Raw genomic sequence first — 17,073 nt, forward strand, 5'->3', positions numbered from 1 at the left:
TTGCGGTTCAAAGCCGCTATTCCGTTATCCACCCACACTTCGTCATTCCCGCGAAGGCGGGAATCTATCTCCCACAAGCAGGGTCTCGGCGACATGTCGGGAGATGGCTTCCCGCCTTCGCTGGAATGACGGGAGGGGAGAGGTGATGCGCTTCGCTGATCGTTTCTCGACTTTGCTCGAAACGAACGGAGGTTAGAACCCCGCCGGGAAAAGGTGCTTCCCGTGCTCATCCAACCGCAGCACCACCTTCCCGGCGACTGCGCTGAGCGGCAGGTTGCCATAAAGATGCGGGAACAGCGCGCCGCCGCGTGACTCATCCCATTTGAGCGCGTCGCCGAAGGGGGCGAGGTCGATCATTAGCATTACCAGATTGTCCTGGCCCGCGAAGTGCTTTGCCGCTGTTTCGGCGGCCTGTTCGCGGGTGGACATGTGGATGTAGCCGTCGGCGAGATCGACGGGCGCGCCTTTGAACACGCCGTCGGTCTTTAGCTGGTCATACTGATCCTTGGTCAGGATCTTGTAGGCGAAGAGGTCGGTCACTCTTCGGTGAGGTCCGGGTCGGATTCGGGGCTGACTTCGGGTGAGGTTTCGAGGCCTGCGGGGGTGCTGACTTCGGTTTCCTCGTCGCTTTCCTCGATCTTCGCGGCGCTGACGACATGTTCGTCATCCGACACGTTGAAGAGGCGCACGCCGGCCGAGTTGCGGCCGATGACGCGCAGGGTGTCGAGGCCCATGCGGATCAGCTTTGCCTGATCGGTGACGAGCATCAGATGATCGCCGTGGCGCGCGGGGAAGCTGGCGACAACCGGACCGTTGCGGCCGATATTGTCGATGTTCGTGATGCCCTGACCACCACGTCCGGTGCGGCGATAGTCGTAGGCCGATGACAGCTTGCCATAGCCGTTGGAGCAGACGGTGAGGATGAACTGCTCCTTCGCCTGTAGATCGGCGAAGCGTTCCTCGCTCATCTGCGGCGAGCCTTCCTTTTCGGGCTTCCAGGGGGCGAAGCGGAGATAGTCGTCGCGTTCCTCCTGATTGGCGCCGGAGCGGTGGAGGATGGAGAGCGAGATGACCTCGTCATCCTTCTTGAGCGTCATGCCGCGCACGCCGGTTGACGTGCGGCTCTGGAATTCGCGCACGTCGGTCGCCTTGAAGCGGATTGCCTTGCCCTGACGAGTGGCGAGCAGGACGTCATCCTCTTCGCTGAGCAGCGCCACGCCGATCAGGCAATCGTCGCTGCCTTCATCGAAGCGCATCGCGATCTTGCCGTTGCTCGGCACGTTCGCGAAGGCGTCCATGCTGTTGCGGCGAACCGTGCCGTTCGCGGTGGCGAACATGACGTGCAGGTCCTTCCAACTGTCCTCATCCTCGGGCAGCGGCAGGACAGTCTGGATCGTTTCGCCCGGACCGAGCGGCAGCAGGTTCACCATCGGACGGCCGCGCGTGGCGGGACCGCCCTCGGGCAGGCGCCAGACCTTCATGCGATAGACCTTGCCCGCCGTGGAGAAGAAGAGGACCGGCGTGTGCGTGGAGGTCACGAACAGTTCGGTGATCGCGTCCTCATCCTTGGTCGCCATGCCGGAGCGGCCCTTGCCGCCGCGCGCCTGGGCGCGGAAGCTTTCGAGCGGGGTGCGCTTGATATAGCCCTGCACGGTGACGGTGACGACCATCTCCTCGCGCTCGATCAGGTCTTCGTCCTCGATACCGTCAGCGGCAGCGGTGATTTCCGAGATGCGCGGGGTGGCGAAGTCGCGTTCGATCGTCTCGAACTCCTCGCGCATCACGGCATAGAGCTTCTGACGGTCGCCGAGGATGGCGAGATATTCAGCGATGGCTGCGGCCAGTTCGGCCAGTTCATTGCCGATTTCGTCGCGACCGAGCGCGGTCAGGCGATGGAGGCGGAGGTCCAGGATGGCGCGGACCTGAATGTCCGACAGGCGGTATGTTTCGCCGCCCGCTTCGGTTTCGATCGCTTCGACCAGCTTCAGGTAGGGCGCGATTTCCGCCACCGGCCAATCGCGGGCGAGCAAGGTTTCGCGCGCCTCGGCGGGGCTGGCCGATCCACGGATGATGCGGACGACTTCGTCGAGGTTGGTGACCGCTATGACGAGACCCAGCAAGATATGCGCGCGATCGCGAGCCTTGTTGAGCTCGTACTTCGTACGGCGGGTGATGACCTCTTCGCGGAAGCGGACGAACGCCTCAATAATGTCGCGGATGTTGAGCAGTTCCGGGCGCCCGCCGCGAATGGCGAGCATGTTGGCCGGGAAGCTCGACTGGGCGGGGGTGTTGCGCCACAGCTGGTTCAGCACGACTTCCGGTGTGGCGTCGCGCTTCAGGTCCATGACGATGCGAACGCCGAGGCGGTTCGATTCGTCGCGAATATCGCTGATGCCCTCGATCCGCTTGTCCTTGGCGGCTTCGGCGATCTTTTCGACCAGGCCATTCTTGCCGACCTGATAGGGAATGGCGGTCAAAACGATGGAGCGGCGGTCGCCGCGCCCTTCCTCGATCACATGGCGCGAGCGCATCATGATGGAGCCACGGCCGGTATGATAGGCGTTGCGGGCGCCGGATTGGCCCAGGATCAGCGGGGCGGTCGGGAAGTCAGGGGCGGGAACGATCTGGATCAGTTCATCGATCGTGATCGCCGGATTATCGATATAGGCGAGGCAGGCGCGGATCACTTCGCCCAGATTATGCGGCGGAATGTTGGTCGCCATGCCGACCGCGATGCCGCCCGCGCCGTTGACAAGCAGGTTGGGGAAGCGGGCGGGCAGGACCTGCGGTTCGCTTTCCGAAGCGTCATAGTTAGGCTGGAAATCGACGGTGTCCTTGTCGAGATCCTCCAAGAGCGCGGTCGTGACCTTGGCAAGGCGCGCTTCGGTGTATCGCATGGCCGCTGGCGGATCGGGGTCCATGGAACCGAAGTTTCCCTGACCATCGATCAGCGGCACGCGCATGGACCAGTCCTGCGTCATGCGCGCCAAGGCGTCATAGATCGCGCTGTCGCCATGCGGGTGATATTTACCGATCACGTCACCGACGATGCGGGCCGACTTGCGGTAGGGCTTGTTGTGCTGGAAGCCCGATTCATGGGCCGAGAAGAGAATGCGACGGTGCACCGGCTTCAACCCGTCGCGGACATCCGGCAGGGCGCGAGCGACGATGACCGACATGGCATAGTCGAGATAGCTGGCCTTCATCTCATCGACGATGGAGATGGGGCTGATGTCCGAGGGGTCGGCGAGGGCAGTCTCGTCGGTCAATGCGATTCTCTTTTTGGATGGAACTGTTTCGTTGCTCATGCACTAGCGGAGCGAAACAATTCTGTCACCCCTCGCGCGCACGCGCGCTCGCGTCAGATCAAGCTGTAAGAAAGGGCTGACAGGCGGAAAACTGCTGCATATACGATGTTCAAACGTCATTCACGCGCCGCCCCCTAATCGGCGCTTAATCAAGGGCGCCTTCCCCCAAGGCGCAGAGGAGAAGATGATCATGCGTTTTGTATCCCCCGTGGCGCTCGCGCTGACGCTCGCGCTGGCTGGAGGCGCCATTTCCGCGCCCGCGATGGCGGCGAAGAAGGACGAGAAGAAGGGCGGCGCGCCCAAGCTCAACGTCTCTCCCGATGTGATAAAGGCACTGCAGGCGGCGCAGACGGCGGCGGCGAAGAATGACTTTGCCGCAGCCAAGGCGGCGCTGGCCGATGCGGACAGCAAGGCCAAGTCGAACGATGACAAATATCAGATTGGTGCCGTCAAGCTGAATGCGTCCATCGCCGCCAAGGACAGCGCGATGCAGAGCGAAGCGCTAACGCAGATGCTGGACAGCGGCCTCACCCCGGCGGACCAGGTTGGACAATTCAACGCGGTTGCCGCCGATCAGGCGATGCAGGCGAAGAATTATGATCTGGCGATCCAGCGGGCGCAGGCGGCGGCTCAGGCGGGCTACAAGCCTGAAGCGGTCAACGCGACGCTGGCGCAGGCCTATTTCGGGAAGGCGGGGACGGCCAATCCTTCCGCTGAACCTGCTCGCGGGCTCAATCAGAAAGGCCTTGCTGCCCTGAAAGCCGCAGCCGACGCCACCAAGGCGGCGGGCGGTCAGGTGCCACCCCAATGGTATCAGATCGGCGTGAGCCGCGCGGCGGCATCGCGCCTGCCCGAAGTGACCGAATGGGCGACATTGGCTTATCAGGCGGCCCCCAACGGCGAGAATCTTCGCACGCTCATCCGCCTGTTCCAGCAATCCAACCCCAACATCACGGCACGCGAGAATCTGGATGTTCTCCGCTTGATGGCTGCATCGGGCGGCCTGGTGGTCGCGGGCGACTTCCTTGAATATGGTGAAATGGCGTCAAAGACCGGCATCTATGGCGAGGTAAAGTCGGCGATCGATCAGGGCCGCGCCAAGGGCGTGCTGAAGGGCACGGCAGGTGCGGACCTGTACCAGACCACAACGCCGAAGATTGCGGGCGACAAGGCATCGCTGGCTTCCGCGGAAGCTGATGCCCGCAAGGCTGCCACCGGCAAGATCGCGGCGGCCACGGCGGACGCCTACCTCGGCTATGGCGATTATGCCAAGGCGGCTGCGATGTTCGACCTCGCTAAGCAGAAGGGCGGCGTCGATGCGGACGAAGTGAATACGCGCATGGGCATCGCCAAGGCACTGGGCGGCGATGTCGCTTCGGCCAAGGCGGCGTTCCAGTCGGTTCAAGCCGGGACGCGCAAGAAGATCGCTGATCTCTGGCTTGCCTATCTCGCCACCAAGGCCTGATTTGAAACAGGGTGCGCCGGTCACGTGACGGGCGCACCTTCTTTCCTATCATCGACATAACAGGGACCTGCGCCAGATGGCGCATGATATAAAGGGGACGGCCGACATGATCGCGCTGCGACAATCCATGCTGAAATCAGGGCTTCTTGCGATCACCGCCGTCGCGGCTTTTGCAATGCCTGCGGCTGCGAAAAAGGCTTCGGCCAGCGGGCCGGTCATCGTCATGAGCGAAGGGTTTCGTGCAGCGGCTCAAGCAGCCGACAGCGCGATCAAGGCAGGCGACGTCAATACGGCGCAGGCGCAGATCAGCGGCTTGATGCCGACGAGCGATTATGAGGCCTATGCAGCGGCTGGGCTGCGGTTCGAGCTGGCCGTGCTCAAGCAGAATTTCCAGGCGCAACGGATCGCGTTGACGGACATGTTCAAGACTAATTCCGTGCCCAAGAAGGATGCGCCGCGATTGCGCTACGTCGCGGGCTATCTGTCCTATGTGGTTGGCAATTATGACGATGCGTTCGCGCAGCTCGATTATGCCAAGACGCTGGGTTATGACGGGATCGACGCGACGATGCTGCGCGCCGACATCTACCTCCGCAAGAACAAGGCCAAAGAAGCGCGCCCCTTCGTGCAAGATGCACTGGCCCGGCAGCGGGCGTCAGGACAGGCGATTCCTGCGGCCTGGTATGACCGGGCGATCTCGCTTGCCTATGCGGCCGGGGATTGGGCGGAGGTTGGTTCGCTCTATCGCGAGCGGCTGACCCATTATGGTTCGGCCGGGGAATGGCGGTCGGCGCTTGCCAACTATCTGACGGCGCCGGGCACCGACGCGCAGCCGCAGTTGGACCTGTATCGCTTGCAGGCGGCGAACGGCGCGATGGCGAGTGAACGGGACTATCAGGCCTATGCGCAGCTTGCTGAAAAGGCGGGCAATTATGCTGAAACGAAAGCCATCATCGAAGCGGGGCGTTCGGCGGGCAAGCTGACGCAAGCACAGGCCGCGACCGCCAGCCTGATGAAGAGCGTGACGCCAAAGGCCGCCAAAGAAATCGCGGCGCTGCCCGCTGCGGCGAAGAAGGCCGCAGGCGCGAAGGATGGGTCGGCGGCGTTGGCGGTGGCCGACAGCTATTTCTCGCTCAGCCAGTTCCCGCAGGCGGTCGAGATGTACCGGCTGGCCCTGTCGAAGGGTGGGGTTGATCAGGGGAAGGCCAATGCGCGGCTTGGCATAGCTCTCGCGCGTTCGGGCGATCTTGCGGGGGCCAAGGCGGCGCTTGCTCAGGTGACGGGTAATTGGGCCAACGTCGCTGGATTCTGGAGCGTTTGGGTTGATCAGCAGAGCCGTAAGACGGCGTTTCAGCCGGTTGCGGTTCCGCCTGCGAGCTAAGCTAAGCGATTGATCCAGGGCCAGCGCGCGACGCAGAAGCGCTGCTAGTCTAGTGGCGGCGAGCGATCGCCGCCATCTTGCTGATCAAAGCGGCAGCGGGACGCCCGGCAGGTTCTTCGCCATGCGGATGGTGAGAGAGGTCTTGACGCTCACCACATTTGGCGCGGGCGTCAGTTTCGAGGTGAGAAACTGCTGGAAGCTTTGGAGGTCCTTCGCCACGACTTTCAAGATGAAATCGATCTCGCCATTGAGCATGTAGCATTCGCGCACCTCGGGCAGGGTCGCGACATGATCTTCAAAGGCTTTCAGGTCAGCTTCCGCCTGGCTCTTCAGGCTGACCATCGCGAAGACGGTGATGGTGTAGCCCAGCATGGCCGGGTTGACGACGGCGTGGTAGGAATTGATCGCGCCGCTTTCCTCAAGCGCGCGGACCCGGCGCAGACAGGGCGGGGCGGTCAATCCGACCTTTCGAGCCAGTTCCACATTGGTCATCCGGCCGTCCTGTTGCAGCTCGCCCAGGATGTGCAGATCGATGTCGTCGATATTCGGGCCAGCCATCCGCTTGATTATTTCCTTTCTCATTTCGTGCCCAACATCATAATAATATTTCAGGGCAATGCAATTGTCCCACTATGCGACGATCCGAAATCGCCACGTCCGCCCCCTTTCCCTAACCGGCGGGAAGGCTTATTCCTGCGGCATGATTTCCTTCCACGATGAAGTTCTGCGCATCGCCGGAAGTCCTCAAGGGGAATAGAGTGCGCTTCAACGATCTGATGCAGACGGTTCTGGCCGCAGAGAATAGGAGCGGCCTGGGCGCGGTGACGCTGTGGCGTCAGTGCGTCGACCTGCTCGCGCAGAATGATCGCGCGGATCGCGACACTTTGCCGGATGGGGAACGTGCCGCGCTGCTTGATCGGCTCGCGGCGCTACAATCCCAATTGTCGGAAACGCAGCGGATCGCCACGGTGGTCGAACTGGGCGGCCGCCTTCGTTCGCCCGCGCTGGTGGAGTTTTTCGCCAATGATCGTCCGGCGATCGCGGCGGCGGCGATGTCGCGCGCGCGGCTGCCGGATGACGCGTGGATCGCCCTGCTGCCTCGCCTTACCCCGACCGCGCGCGGTGTGCTGCGCGGGCGGCGCGATCTGGGCGCCGGGACGCAGCAGGCGCTGGAAGCGTTCGGCGCGGCCGACCTTGTACTGACGAGCGACTTGACGGTGGAACCCGGCGAGCAGCCGGACGACATGCTGTTGACGCCCGCGATGATGGCGCCTGCCGAGCAGTTCCCTCCATCGGCGGACGTAGAGGAAGCGCCGGTCGAGGAGCCTGCCGATGAAGCGGCGGATGACGTCCCGGTGGGCGATGATCAGATCCGGAACCTTGTGGACCGGATCGAACGCTTTACCAGTGCGCGGCGGGTGCCCGACGTGGTCGTTCCGCGGGCTGACACTGGGCAGGCGGAAGTCGTCAACGCCTTTGCGTTCGAGACTGATGCCACCGGCATGATCATCTGGGTCGATCAGGGGCCGCGCGCGGCGCTGGTGGGGCTGTCGTTGGGTGAGGTGGCTGTTGCCGGGGCGAGCGGGCCGGACGGCAGCGTCGCGGGCGCCTTCATGCGGCGCAGCGGGTTTCAGAATGGGCGCTATACCGTCGTGGGCGGCGCGATGGCGGGGGAATGGCGCCTGTCCGCAACGCCGTTCTTTGATCCAAGATCAGGCCGATTCCAGGGCTATCGCGGTCAGGCGCGCCGCCCCTATCTGCATGAAGTCGCCGCCCCGCCACAGGCCGAGCCTGTGTCTGTTGCAGGGCTTTCGGCGGACTCGCTGCGCCAGTTGGTGCATGAACTGCGGACGCCACTGAACGCCATCCTGGGCTTTGCCGACATTATCGAGCAGGAACTGTTCGGGCCGAGTGGGCCTGAATATCGCGAGATGGCGGGAAAGATCGCGCTGGACGCCCGGCATTTGCTGGCGGCGTTCGATGACCTTGACCTTGCCGCCCGTGTATCGCGAGGCGAAGGAGCGGAGGCGCCGAGCGCCGTCGATCCGGCGCTGTTGATCGCGCAGGTTTCCGCCCGGTTCCGCGAACAGGGCGAAGGCAATGGCGCGCAGATCGACATCAATCTGGCACGGGGGCTGCCGATGGTGCGGATCGACCCGGTGCAGGGTGAACGCATGGTGCAGCATCTGATGCGGACGGTCGTTTCCGTTGCGGCGCCGGGTGAAGCGTTGAGCGGGGCCTGCTGGTTCCAGCCGGATGGCGGGCATGGCTGCGTGATGCTGGCGGTCGACAGACCTGCGAGCCTGGACGGGATGGAGGATGAGCGCCTGCTTGATCCGGGCTATACCGCCGACGGCGACTGGGCCGACGGGCCGCTGCTGGGCCTTGGCTTTTCACTGCGGCTGATCCGGAGCCTGGCGGCAGGATGCGGCGGCGCGTTGCAGATCGAAGCTGACCGATTCCTGCTTTCGATGCCCGCCATCACATCGGCAGAGGACGCGGCAGGGAGCCTCTGATCCCTGCGCGAAACCCTATCGCAACCATTGAGGGGCTAGGGGAAAGGGCATGAACGCTTTGCCCCATGACGGCAGTTTACTGCGCGCTCCGATGCCGGACGACATGATCACGCTATCCCCCGATTTCGGGACGCGGTTCATGCTGTTCGTCGATACCGAGGAGGAGTTTGACTGGAGCGCGCCATTCAGCCGTGACGGTCATGCCGTGACCGCGCTGGCCGGGATGGCGCGCGGCCAAGCCTATTTTCAGGCGGCCGGAGTAAAGCCGATTTACGTCGCCGATTATCCGGTGATTGATAATGACGCGGCTGCCGGGATGATGGCGCAATGGGTCGCGGACAGGGCGGCCGATGTGGGCGCTCACCTGCATCCCTGGGTAAACCCGCCGCATGTGGAGGAGGTGACGGAGGCGAACAGCTATGCCGGTTTCCTTCCCGAAGCGTTGGAACGGGCCAAGCTGGAAGCGCTGTGCCAGCGCATTGCCGAGCGTTTCGGACAACGCCCCGTCGCCTATCGCGCGGGGCGTTATGGCGTGGGCCATAATAGTGCGCGATTGTTGGAGCAGGCTGGATTTCGTCTGGATAGCTCTGTGCGAAGCCGGTTTGACTATAGCGGCCAGCATGGACCCGATTTTCGCGGCCTGCCGATCAATCCCTATTGGGCCGGGCCGGAACGATCGCTTGTGGAACTGCCGCTTTCGACCGCCTTCACCGGCCTGCTGCGGCGTGGGGGCGAGCGGCTTTATGAGAATTTGCGGAATGTCAGCCCCCTGGCATCGGGATTGGCGAGAACGGGGATGTTCAGCCGCATTCCCTTGACGCCGGAAGGCGTGCCGGTGCGTGACGCGATAAGGGCGATCGACGCCCTGATCGAAGAAGGCGCGGCAGTGCTGAGCTTCAGTTTTCATTCGCCGACGCTGGAGCCGGGCCACACGCCCTATGTCCGCGATGCGGCCGATCAGGCGGCCTTTTACAGGTGGTGGGACACGGTTCTGGATCACCTTGCGCGGCGGAATATCGGGGCCGCGTCGCTGGATCAATTATTGGCAGCGGTGCCGGTGCCGAGACAGGCTTGCCAAGCGGCGTGATGCTGCTTATCCGGTCGGGCAGGTGGGGCCTGTAGCTCAACGGTTAGAGCTGGCCGCTCATAACGGCTAGGTTGCGGGTTCGAGTCCTGCCGGGCCCACCAATATCTCCTTTCCCGCTATGCAGGTCCCAACGGGGCCGGAACATCGGCACCCACTCATCCATTTCAGCCTTGGGGCAGATGGATGGAGGCGAATGATCATGGGCAAGGGCATATTGCTGTGGCTGATCGGCATTCCGATTCCGGTAATCATCATATTGTGGCTGCTGTTCCGGTGATGGCCGATTGACGGGACGCGTTATTCGCCGCTAAGGCGCCTTACGTCGGGGAGTAGCGCAGCCTGGTAGCGCATCTGCTTTGGGAGCAGAGGGTCGCAGGTTCGAATCCTGTCTCCCCGACCATTTTCATGAAATGAACATTTTCAACGGATTGCCTGTATCTTGGCCACTTGAGGACCAAGTTTATCGGGCGGTTTTGCATGGCGGTGCGCTTGCATTTTACTGCACCTCGGGCGGAGCGCTCGACTCTGCCCTTCTTCAAGCTCTACTCAGTCTCCGGACGGGAACTTCAAGACCGATCTATGAGGCGCACGATTTCGCAGGGGTTCGCTGGCCAGCCCGAGCGCACAACAGATGGTACTTAGCAGGGGGCTTTCTAATGACAATTCCACAGGGAGTTAGGTTCAGTCTCAACTACGGCTCCAGAGGCGAGCCTGTGGAAGACAGTGAGCGGATGCGGAGGCGCATCAACCGCTTGTTCACGGTCGGAGAATTTGACGACGTCGTTACAGCGGACCTCATAGAGCTGGGGGTGGGAGTTGCTGTGCCGCGATGGCCGAGTGGGAGCGCGAAATGGGAAGTATTTTTCCAATCATGTGCGCTGAAAGATTTTCTGGATGTCATAACCGTGGTGGCGCGGGGGGCTAAGGGCCGTTCTCAGTCCAAATTACAGAGCTGGGTTGGTGCAGTTGGTATGATCTTTCAGGAAGAGAACGTCCGATACCGAGTTGATGATCTGGGTGGGGTTCATTTCGCAATCGATGGTGAGTTCGTCCATAATCAGGCGTGTGCAATTGCGGCGCTACAGGGGCCGAAATACGGAGCAGCGCGAGCACATTTTGAGGCGGGGCAGCGAGCGCTAGATCAGACACCTCCTCAAACTCGCGAAGCGATCCGCCAGACATTTGAATGCGTGGAAACGGTTTTCAAGCTGATGTTTCCGGTCGCCCAGTTAGGCGTCACTGAGGTCACCAAAAAGCTAAAGCCGCTTCTTCAAGAAGGGCTGGGAGGGACCGAGCGCGAGGTGGCGCTTCGGCTAGCTGAGAATTTCATTCAATGGATTATCGGGGCGCACCCATATCGCCATGGGCAGGCGGTCGAAGAGCCAGACAACCCCGGACTCAGCACAGCCGTCCTGAGCGTGAGCTTGGGATCAACCTATGTGCGTTGGTTGGCCGAACTGCATACGGGAGCCTCTGGCAATCCTAGAAAACTCCCCTAGCCTCCCTTGGTGTTCCCTCAACTTCTCTTTGTCACACCGCGAGGAACAACGGCCCGCTCATCGGCGTTCTTGCGTTTCACCCCGAACATCTTACGAAGCTTCGCCTGCGCGCACGAGTGGCACCATTTGGGACCCAGGGGACAGCGACGAGTATACGTCGCTCAAATAGCGCACATAGAAAAAGGGCGGACCGTTAGACGGCCCGCCCTCTTAAAAATCTTGCTGACGCGAAGATTATTCGGCGTTTGCAGCGTTCGAAGCAGCGTTCGCGGCGTTGTCAGCAGCGTTAGCGGCATTCGCAGCGTTGTCGGCTGCGTTAGCAGCGTTCTCAACAACGTTTTCGACGACAGCGTTCGAAGCGTTCGCGGTCTCGTTGGCCGGCTTCTCACCGCAAGCGGCGAGGGCCATCAGGCCGGCCGAAGCGAAAACAACAGCGATCTTCTTCATTGTGTACGGCTCCCATAGCATATTGCCGCGTCGGCATATTCGTAACACGCCCGACGCGAGCGACCCGCATTAACGTGTGCGCTGCACAAATCAATGCTTTTCTGCGTCGGTGAAGCGACGGAATCACGCGACGGAGTGTTGTCTACTACAGAAGTTCACTTAACCGCTAGTGATTCTGCCGCGTCGGCGATTGCAAAAAGCGTAACGGCCCAAGCGCTGACATTTTGTTGCAATTGGGCGCGGTTGACCTTGTCTAACGTGTCGTCGGCGGTGTGGTGAATGTCGAAATAGCGGGTGCCGTCCTGCTGCAAATCAATGACGGGGACACCTGCCTTGACCAGCGGTTCGATGTCCGATCCGCCGCCTGCCGCCAGACGACTGGGCGCGACCCCGAGCGGGGAGAGGGCGCTGGCAATTCGATCCGAAAGTGCTTCATGTCCTGCGGGTAGTTTGAAATCGACGCGCCAGACCCGGTCGGCGCCGAAGTCCGACTCCATGACCACGGCGTGCCATTCTCCGCCATGTGCCGTGAAATAGGCGCGGCCGCCGTCGCCGCCCACTTCCTCTGCCCCCGCCATCAATATGCGGATGGTTCGACGGAGCGGGCCAGCCTTTGCGGCATGAAGCGCAGCGGCGGTGATGATCCCGCACCCAGAAGCGTCGTCTATCGCTCCGGTGCCCTGATCCCAGCTGTCGATATGACAGGCGGCAAGGATGATCCCGGCCGTCGGGTCCGTGCCCGGCAGTTCGGCAATGACATTGCCCGACGGCTGGTCCTTCAACATTTTTGATGTGAGGGTGAGGCGCAGGCGAACCGGCTGCCCTCGGGAGAGGATGCGCGTCAGTTGGTCTGCGTCCACGGTGCTGAGCGCGGCTGCGGGGATCGGCTTCACGCCATCGGCCCACATCTGAATGCCGCTGTGGGGCAGGCGGTGGCTGTCCGTGCCGATCGACCGTATCAGGATGGCAGCTGCACCCTTTTTCGATGCAATGCTTGGCCCCTGCCGACGTGTGGTGCCGAAATGGCTGTAGGAACTGCCATCCTGCGTTGCCGCCATGGCGTGGCTGACGAAGGCGATCTTGCCTTTCAGACTGCCGTCGGGTGCTGCTTGCAGGGCTGAAAGGGTGGGGAAATATATGACTTCGCCTTCGATGCCATTGGCAGACGTGGACGCGCTATTTCCCAGCGCCGCCAGCGCCAGATTCTGCGGGAAGGGGGAGAGGATGCGCGCATCGTCATGGCCGCGGACCCAGACTGGCATTTTATAGGGTTCGGATCGCACATTGGAGAAGCCGAGCGCCTTTAGCTTCGTCACGGCCCACTCGCGGGCGCGTGCTTCCTGAGGCGTTCCGGCTGGGCGGGGGCCGACTTCCGTCGTCAGCCCTTCGATGAAGTCCCAGGCTATGTTGTCCTGCAACGCCGCCTCTCGAATCGCCGTCGTATCCGCAGGCGCGGCGGCGAGGAGAAGGGGGGAGGCGATGCTGCCGAGAAGGAGCGCGGCGAAGGTGCCCGATCGGATTTTCTGCATGAGTGAAGGCTTAGCCAGCCATCCCGCATTTGCCAATGGCGCCGGGCTTCGCTAACTCCGGCGCGATTTTACCTCATTCGTCCTTCGGAGCGTCTTCAAGCCATGTCCGCCTCCTCACAATACGCCTTCGTCATGAAGAACATGACCAAGACCTTCCCCGGCGCGCCAAAGCCGGTGCTGAACGGTATCAACCTGCAATTTTATCGCGGTGCCAAGATCGGCATCGTCGGTCCCAACGGCGTCGGTAAATCGACGTTGATCAAGATCATGGCGGGCATCGACACTGATTATAGCGGTGAGGCATGGCCGGGCGAAAACATCACCGTGGGGTATCTGGCGCAGGAGCCGCAGCTTGACCCCGCCAAAAATGTGCTTGAGAATGTGAAGGACGGCGCGCGGGAAGTCGCGGACAAGCTCGACCGGTTCAATGAGATCAGCATGATCATGGCCGATCCGCCGGAAGACGCAGACTTCGACGCGCTGATGGCCGAGATGGGCGAGTTGCAGGAGCAAATCGACGCGGTCGATGGCTGGACGCTGGACAATCAGCTTGAGATTGCGATGGAGGCCCTGCGCTGCCCGCCGTCCGACTGGTCGGTGGAAAGCCTATCGGGCGGTGAAAAGCGTCGTATCGCGCTGACCCGCCTGCTGATCCAGAAGCCGGATATCCTGCTGCTGGACGAACCGACCAACCACCTCGACGCGGAGAGCGTGGAGTGGCTGGAAAACCACCTCAAGGAATATGCGGGTGCGGTGCTGATGATCACCCACGATCGCTACTTCCTCGACAATGTCGTGGGTTGGATTCTGGAGCTCGATCGCGGGAAATACTTCCCGTACGAAGGCAATTATTCGACCTATCTCGAAAAGAAGTCGAAGCGTCTGGAGCAGGAATCGCGCGAGGAATCGGGCCGCCAGAAGGCGATCAAGGACGAGCTGGAGTGGATCCGGCAGGGTCCCAAGGGGCGCCAGACCAAGTCCAAAGCGCGTATCGCCAAGTTCGAACAGCTGGTCGCAAGCCAGGAAAGCCGTACCCCCGGCAAGGCGCAGATCGTTATCCAGGTGCCCGAACGACTGGGTGGCAAGGTCATCGAGGCGAAGAATATCTCGAAAGCCTATGGCGACAAGCTGCTGTTCGAGGACCTGTCCTTCACTCTGCCGCCCGGCGGCATCGTTGGCGTGATCGGGCCGAACGGTGCGGGTAAGTCCACGCTGTTCCGCATCCTCACTGGTCAGGAGACGCCGGATTTGGGTGAGGTCGACATCGGTTCGACCGTCCGCCTGGGCTATGTCGACCAAAGCCGTGATCATCTGGACCCATCAAAGAACGTCTGGGAAGAGGTGTCGGACGGCCTCGATTATGTGAAGGTCAATGGCCACGACATGTCGACGCGGGCCTATGTCGGTGCCTTCAACTTCAAGGGGCAGGACCAGCAGAAGAATGTCGGCAAGCTGTCTGGCGGTGAGCGCAATCGCGTGCATATGGCCAAGATGCTGAAGAAGGGCGGCAACGTGCTGCTGCTCGACGAACCGACCAACGACCTTGACGTCGAAACGCTGGCTGCGCTGGAAGAGGCGATCGAAAACTTCGCGGGCTGCGCCGTGGTGATCAGCCACGATCGCTTCTTCCTCGATCGCCTTGCCACGCACATTCTTGCCTTCGAAGGCAACAGCCATGTCGAGTGGTTCGAGGGCAACTTCGAAATGTATGAAGAGGACAAGCGGCGGAGGCTGGGTGATGCCGCCGACCGGCCGACGAGCCTGGCTTACAAGAAACTCACGCGCTGATGGAAATTTGTGCGGCGCGTTGGGTGAGGATGATTGCAATTACAGCAACGATATCTTCGCCCTTCGCACTTGCACAATGACGGTGTGAACCACATATCAGAGAGGCCTTTCAGGCATCCTCTCCTAAAACTTTCAGGCCGACCCGATTGGGTCGGCCATTTTTTTGGTCGAGGGGCGAGTGAATGGCTCCTTGAATTTGTTTGGGTCACTCAATCGGTTCACATTTGGAAAGCGAGGCCAGCTCACCTGAGCGTTTGTTGCAGACAGCCGAAAGGGTCGCGCTTTAAAAGGAAGTAGAGCCCTTCGACAAGCTCAGGGCGAACGGTTTGAGAGGATAGATTGGCCCTAACAGGTCGGCTTCTTTTCGAAAGACCTCAAGCCTTCGACAGGCATGTCGGCCGCTTCGACGCGCGACACTTGAGCCGCTGGCGGGCCTTCAGCCGCCAAGGCCGTGAACCGTTCTACGGCTTCATTGGCGCCTTCGATCACCGCTTCAACGCTGCCGTCCAGCCGATTGCGGACCCATCCGGCCAAGCCCAACCCGGTGGCCGTCTGTTTTGCCCAGTTGCGGTAAAACACCCCCTGCACCCGACCAAGGATCATGAGATGCCGGGCGACGACCATCGTCAGTGAACCCGTTTGATCCAGGTCTGGCCGTCTGCCCGCGTTTCCGTGATGAAATTGGGAATCGCCTGCACCAGATCCGACAGACGCTTGAAACCGTAATTGCGCACATCGAAGCTGGATCGGTTGCCGACGCGTTGCCCGACTGGTCCCAGCGCGGCGAAGCCTTTCTCATCGCGCTTGGCCGCATCATAGGCTTCTATCAGGAGGCGGATGACTTCATCATCCACCTTCTTGTATTCATTCCTGGCTGGCGCGGCGGCTTTGGTCGAGACGTCGAGCGGCGTCGGTTCCGGCATCGCTTCGGACGCCGATGCCGTCAGAGAGCGGGCTAGCGCGGCTACGTCGATGAAGCGGGTGCAGGCCCGGCGGAAGCCCTCGGGAGTCTTGTCCGAACCGAAGCCATAGACGTCGATCCCCTCCTGACGGATACGCGTCACCAAAGGCGTGAAATCGCTGTCGCTCGACATGAGGCCAAAGCCCGTGACCCGGCCGCCCGCCATCAGGTCCATGGCGTCGATCGTCATCTTCATATCGGTCGCATTCTTACCCTTGGTGAGGTCGAATTGCTGCTGCGTTTCGATGGCCTGCGTCACGGCCTGCCGCGCCCAGCCCTTCAGCGAAGGCTTGCTCCAATTGCCATAGGCGCGGCGGATGTTGACGGTTCCAAGCTCTGCGAGAACGGTCAATACCGGGTCGAAATGGTCGGCGGAAGCGTTGTCAGCGTCGATCAACAGGGCGACATTGCCGCTGGGGATCGCCGAGGGCATCAGGCCGATTCCAGCGCCGCCGGATGGAATTCTCCGGTCGCTTCATCCAACAGATGAAGCTGCCCGTCTGCGATCGCGAAGAAGGCGCCAACCAACTTCAATTCGCCATTGCGTTCCTTGGTGCGCACGCAGGGGAAGGTACGCAGGTTGGCAAGGCTGACCTTGACCCCTTCCTGCTCCATGGCGCGATGCGCATCGCGGCCGTGATCATCGCCGAAGCGTTCGACGACTTTTTCCCGTGCGCCATCAAGCATGTCGATCCAGTTATGGATGAAGCCGCCTTCTCCGGGAGGGGCGTCCTTCAGTTCCTGGCTGAGCGCCGCCTTGCAGCCGCCGCACTTGCCATGGCCCATGACGACGATCTCGCCAACTTTGAGCACCTGAACAGCAAACTCCAGCGCCGCCGAAACGCCGTGATGGCCCGGATTGGTTTCAAAGGGAGGCACGAGCGCCGCCACATTGCGGACCACGAATATCTCGCCGGGGCTGGTGTCGAATATCTGCGCGGGATCGACTCGGCTGTCGGAGCAGGCGATGACCATGACGCGAGGGCTCTGCCCTTCGCTCAATTCATCCCATCGGCCACGTTGTTGAGTCCAGCCGGTGTTGCGGAAGCGGCGATAGCCTTCGAGCATGTCGGAAAAGTCGGTCATGCCCAA

General features: G+C 61.7%; 15 protein-coding genes and 2 tRNA genes. 9 read left to right on the top strand and 8 right to left on the bottom strand.

Annotated elements, in window-relative coordinates; translation table 11 throughout:
* Window positions 1–192: 192 nt before the first annotated feature.
* A complete protein-coding gene (locus tag ACYU81_RS13650) occupies window positions 193–540 on the bottom strand; it encodes a DUF952 domain-containing protein (RefSeq protein ID WP_460988056.1) in 348 nt (115 codons plus the stop codon).
* Window positions 537–3,269, bottom strand: coding sequence for a DNA gyrase subunit A (gyrA, locus tag ACYU81_RS13655; protein WP_460988057.1), 2,733 nt, complete (start codon window positions 3,267–3,269; stop codon window positions 537–539). Before gyrA ends, ACYU81_RS13650 begins: the two co-directional genes overlap by 4 nt.
* A gap of 223 nt (window positions 3,270–3,492) precedes the next feature.
* On the opposite strand from gyrA, the gene ACYU81_RS13660 reads away from it, so the two are divergent.
* Window positions 3,493–4,773 carry a hypothetical protein gene (locus tag ACYU81_RS13660; protein WP_460988058.1) on the top strand — a complete coding sequence of 427 codons (1,281 nt, stop codon included), beginning with the start codon at window positions 3,493–3,495 and terminating at the stop codon, window positions 4,771–4,773.
* A gap of 127 nt (window positions 4,774–4,900) precedes the next feature.
* Window positions 4,901–6,154, top strand: coding sequence for a hypothetical protein (locus tag ACYU81_RS13665; RefSeq protein ID WP_460988201.1), 1,254 nt, complete (start codon window positions 4,901–4,903; stop codon window positions 6,152–6,154).
* Window positions 6,155–6,238: 84 nt separating this feature from the next.
* Here the strand turns inward: ACYU81_RS13665 and ACYU81_RS13670 are convergent, their stop codons facing one another.
* On the bottom strand, window positions 6,239–6,712 hold the full coding sequence (locus ACYU81_RS13670) for an Lrp/AsnC family transcriptional regulator (RefSeq protein ID WP_449472300.1): 474 nt from the start codon (window positions 6,710–6,712) through the stop codon (window positions 6,239–6,241).
* Between the two features lie 200 nt (window positions 6,713–6,912).
* Between ACYU81_RS13670 and ACYU81_RS13675 the strand changes: the two genes are divergently transcribed.
* The 6 genes from ACYU81_RS13675 (at window position 6,913) to ACYU81_RS13700 (ending at window position 11,256) form a co-directional block, all read left to right on the top strand.
* The gene (locus tag ACYU81_RS13675) at window positions 6,913–8,670 is read left to right on the top strand and encodes a sensor histidine kinase (protein WP_460988059.1); all 1,758 of its coding nucleotides are present in this window, start codon (window positions 6,913–6,915) and stop codon (window positions 8,668–8,670) included.
* Window positions 8,671–8,719: 49 nt separating this feature from the next.
* Window positions 8,720–9,757 (top strand): polysaccharide deacetylase family protein, encoded by a 1,038-nt coding sequence (locus tag ACYU81_RS13680; RefSeq protein ID WP_460988060.1) that lies wholly within the window; start codon window positions 8,720–8,722, stop codon window positions 9,755–9,757.
* A gap of 25 nt (window positions 9,758–9,782) precedes the next feature.
* Window positions 9,783–9,858: transfer RNA gene (locus tag ACYU81_RS13685), tRNA-Ile, on the top strand.
* A 17-nt stretch (window positions 9,859–9,875) separates the two neighbouring features.
* The gene (locus tag ACYU81_RS13690; protein ID WP_460988061.1) at window positions 9,876–10,034 is read left to right on the top strand and encodes a hypothetical protein; all 159 of its coding nucleotides are present in this window, start codon (window positions 9,876–9,878) and stop codon (window positions 10,032–10,034) included.
* Window positions 10,035–10,080: 46 nt separating this feature from the next.
* Window positions 10,081–10,157 (top strand) — tRNA-Pro (locus ACYU81_RS13695).
* A 313-nt stretch (window positions 10,158–10,470) separates the two neighbouring features.
* Window positions 10,471–11,256 carry a hypothetical protein gene (locus ACYU81_RS13700; protein WP_460988062.1) on the top strand — a complete coding sequence of 262 codons (786 nt, stop codon included), beginning with the start codon at window positions 10,471–10,473 and terminating at the stop codon, window positions 11,254–11,256.
* A gap of 234 nt (window positions 11,257–11,490) precedes the next feature.
* On the opposite strand, the gene ACYU81_RS13705 is transcribed toward ACYU81_RS13700, so the two are convergent.
* Window positions 11,491–11,703 carry a hypothetical protein gene (locus ACYU81_RS13705; RefSeq protein WP_066523849.1) on the bottom strand — a complete coding sequence of 71 codons (213 nt, stop codon included), beginning with the start codon at window positions 11,701–11,703 and terminating at the stop codon, window positions 11,491–11,493.
* A gap of 155 nt (window positions 11,704–11,858) precedes the next feature.
* Window positions 11,859–13,232, bottom strand: a complete 1,374-nt coding sequence (locus ACYU81_RS13710; protein WP_460988063.1) for a M28 family peptidase — start codon at window positions 13,230–13,232, stop codon at window positions 11,859–11,861.
* Window positions 13,233–13,334: 102 nt separating this feature from the next.
* On the opposite strand from ACYU81_RS13710, the gene ettA reads away from it, so the two are divergent.
* Window positions 13,335–15,020: an energy-dependent translational throttle protein EttA gene (gene ettA / locus ACYU81_RS13715; RefSeq protein ID WP_449472309.1), complete on the top strand. Its 1,686-nt coding sequence runs from the start codon at window positions 13,335–13,337 to the stop codon at window positions 15,018–15,020.
* A gap of 345 nt (window positions 15,021–15,365) precedes the next feature.
* Here ettA and ACYU81_RS13720 read toward each other — a convergent pair whose 3' ends face one another.
* Genes ACYU81_RS13720 through ACYU81_RS13730 form a run of 3 tightly spaced genes read right to left on the bottom strand, consistent with a single transcriptional unit; the run spans window position 15,366 to window position 17,067 of the window.
* Entirely contained in the window at window positions 15,366–15,644 is a 279-nt protein-coding gene (locus ACYU81_RS13720; RefSeq protein ID WP_449472310.1) for an acylphosphatase, read from the bottom strand.
* A gap of 2 nt (window positions 15,645–15,646) precedes the next feature.
* The gene (locus ACYU81_RS13725) at window positions 15,647–16,414 is read right to left on the bottom strand and encodes an NYN domain-containing protein (RefSeq protein WP_460988064.1); all 768 of its coding nucleotides are present in this window, start codon (window positions 16,412–16,414) and stop codon (window positions 15,647–15,649) included.
* Complete coding sequence (locus tag ACYU81_RS13730) at window positions 16,414–17,067, bottom strand: carbonic anhydrase (RefSeq protein WP_196226104.1); 654 nt, start codon at window positions 17,065–17,067, stop codon at window positions 16,414–16,416. Before ACYU81_RS13730 ends, ACYU81_RS13725 begins: the two co-directional genes overlap by 1 nt.
* Between the last annotated feature and the right edge of the window lie 6 nt (window positions 17,068–17,073).

The sequence above is a fragment of the Sphingobium sp. TomTYG75 genome, from assembly GCF_054771635.1.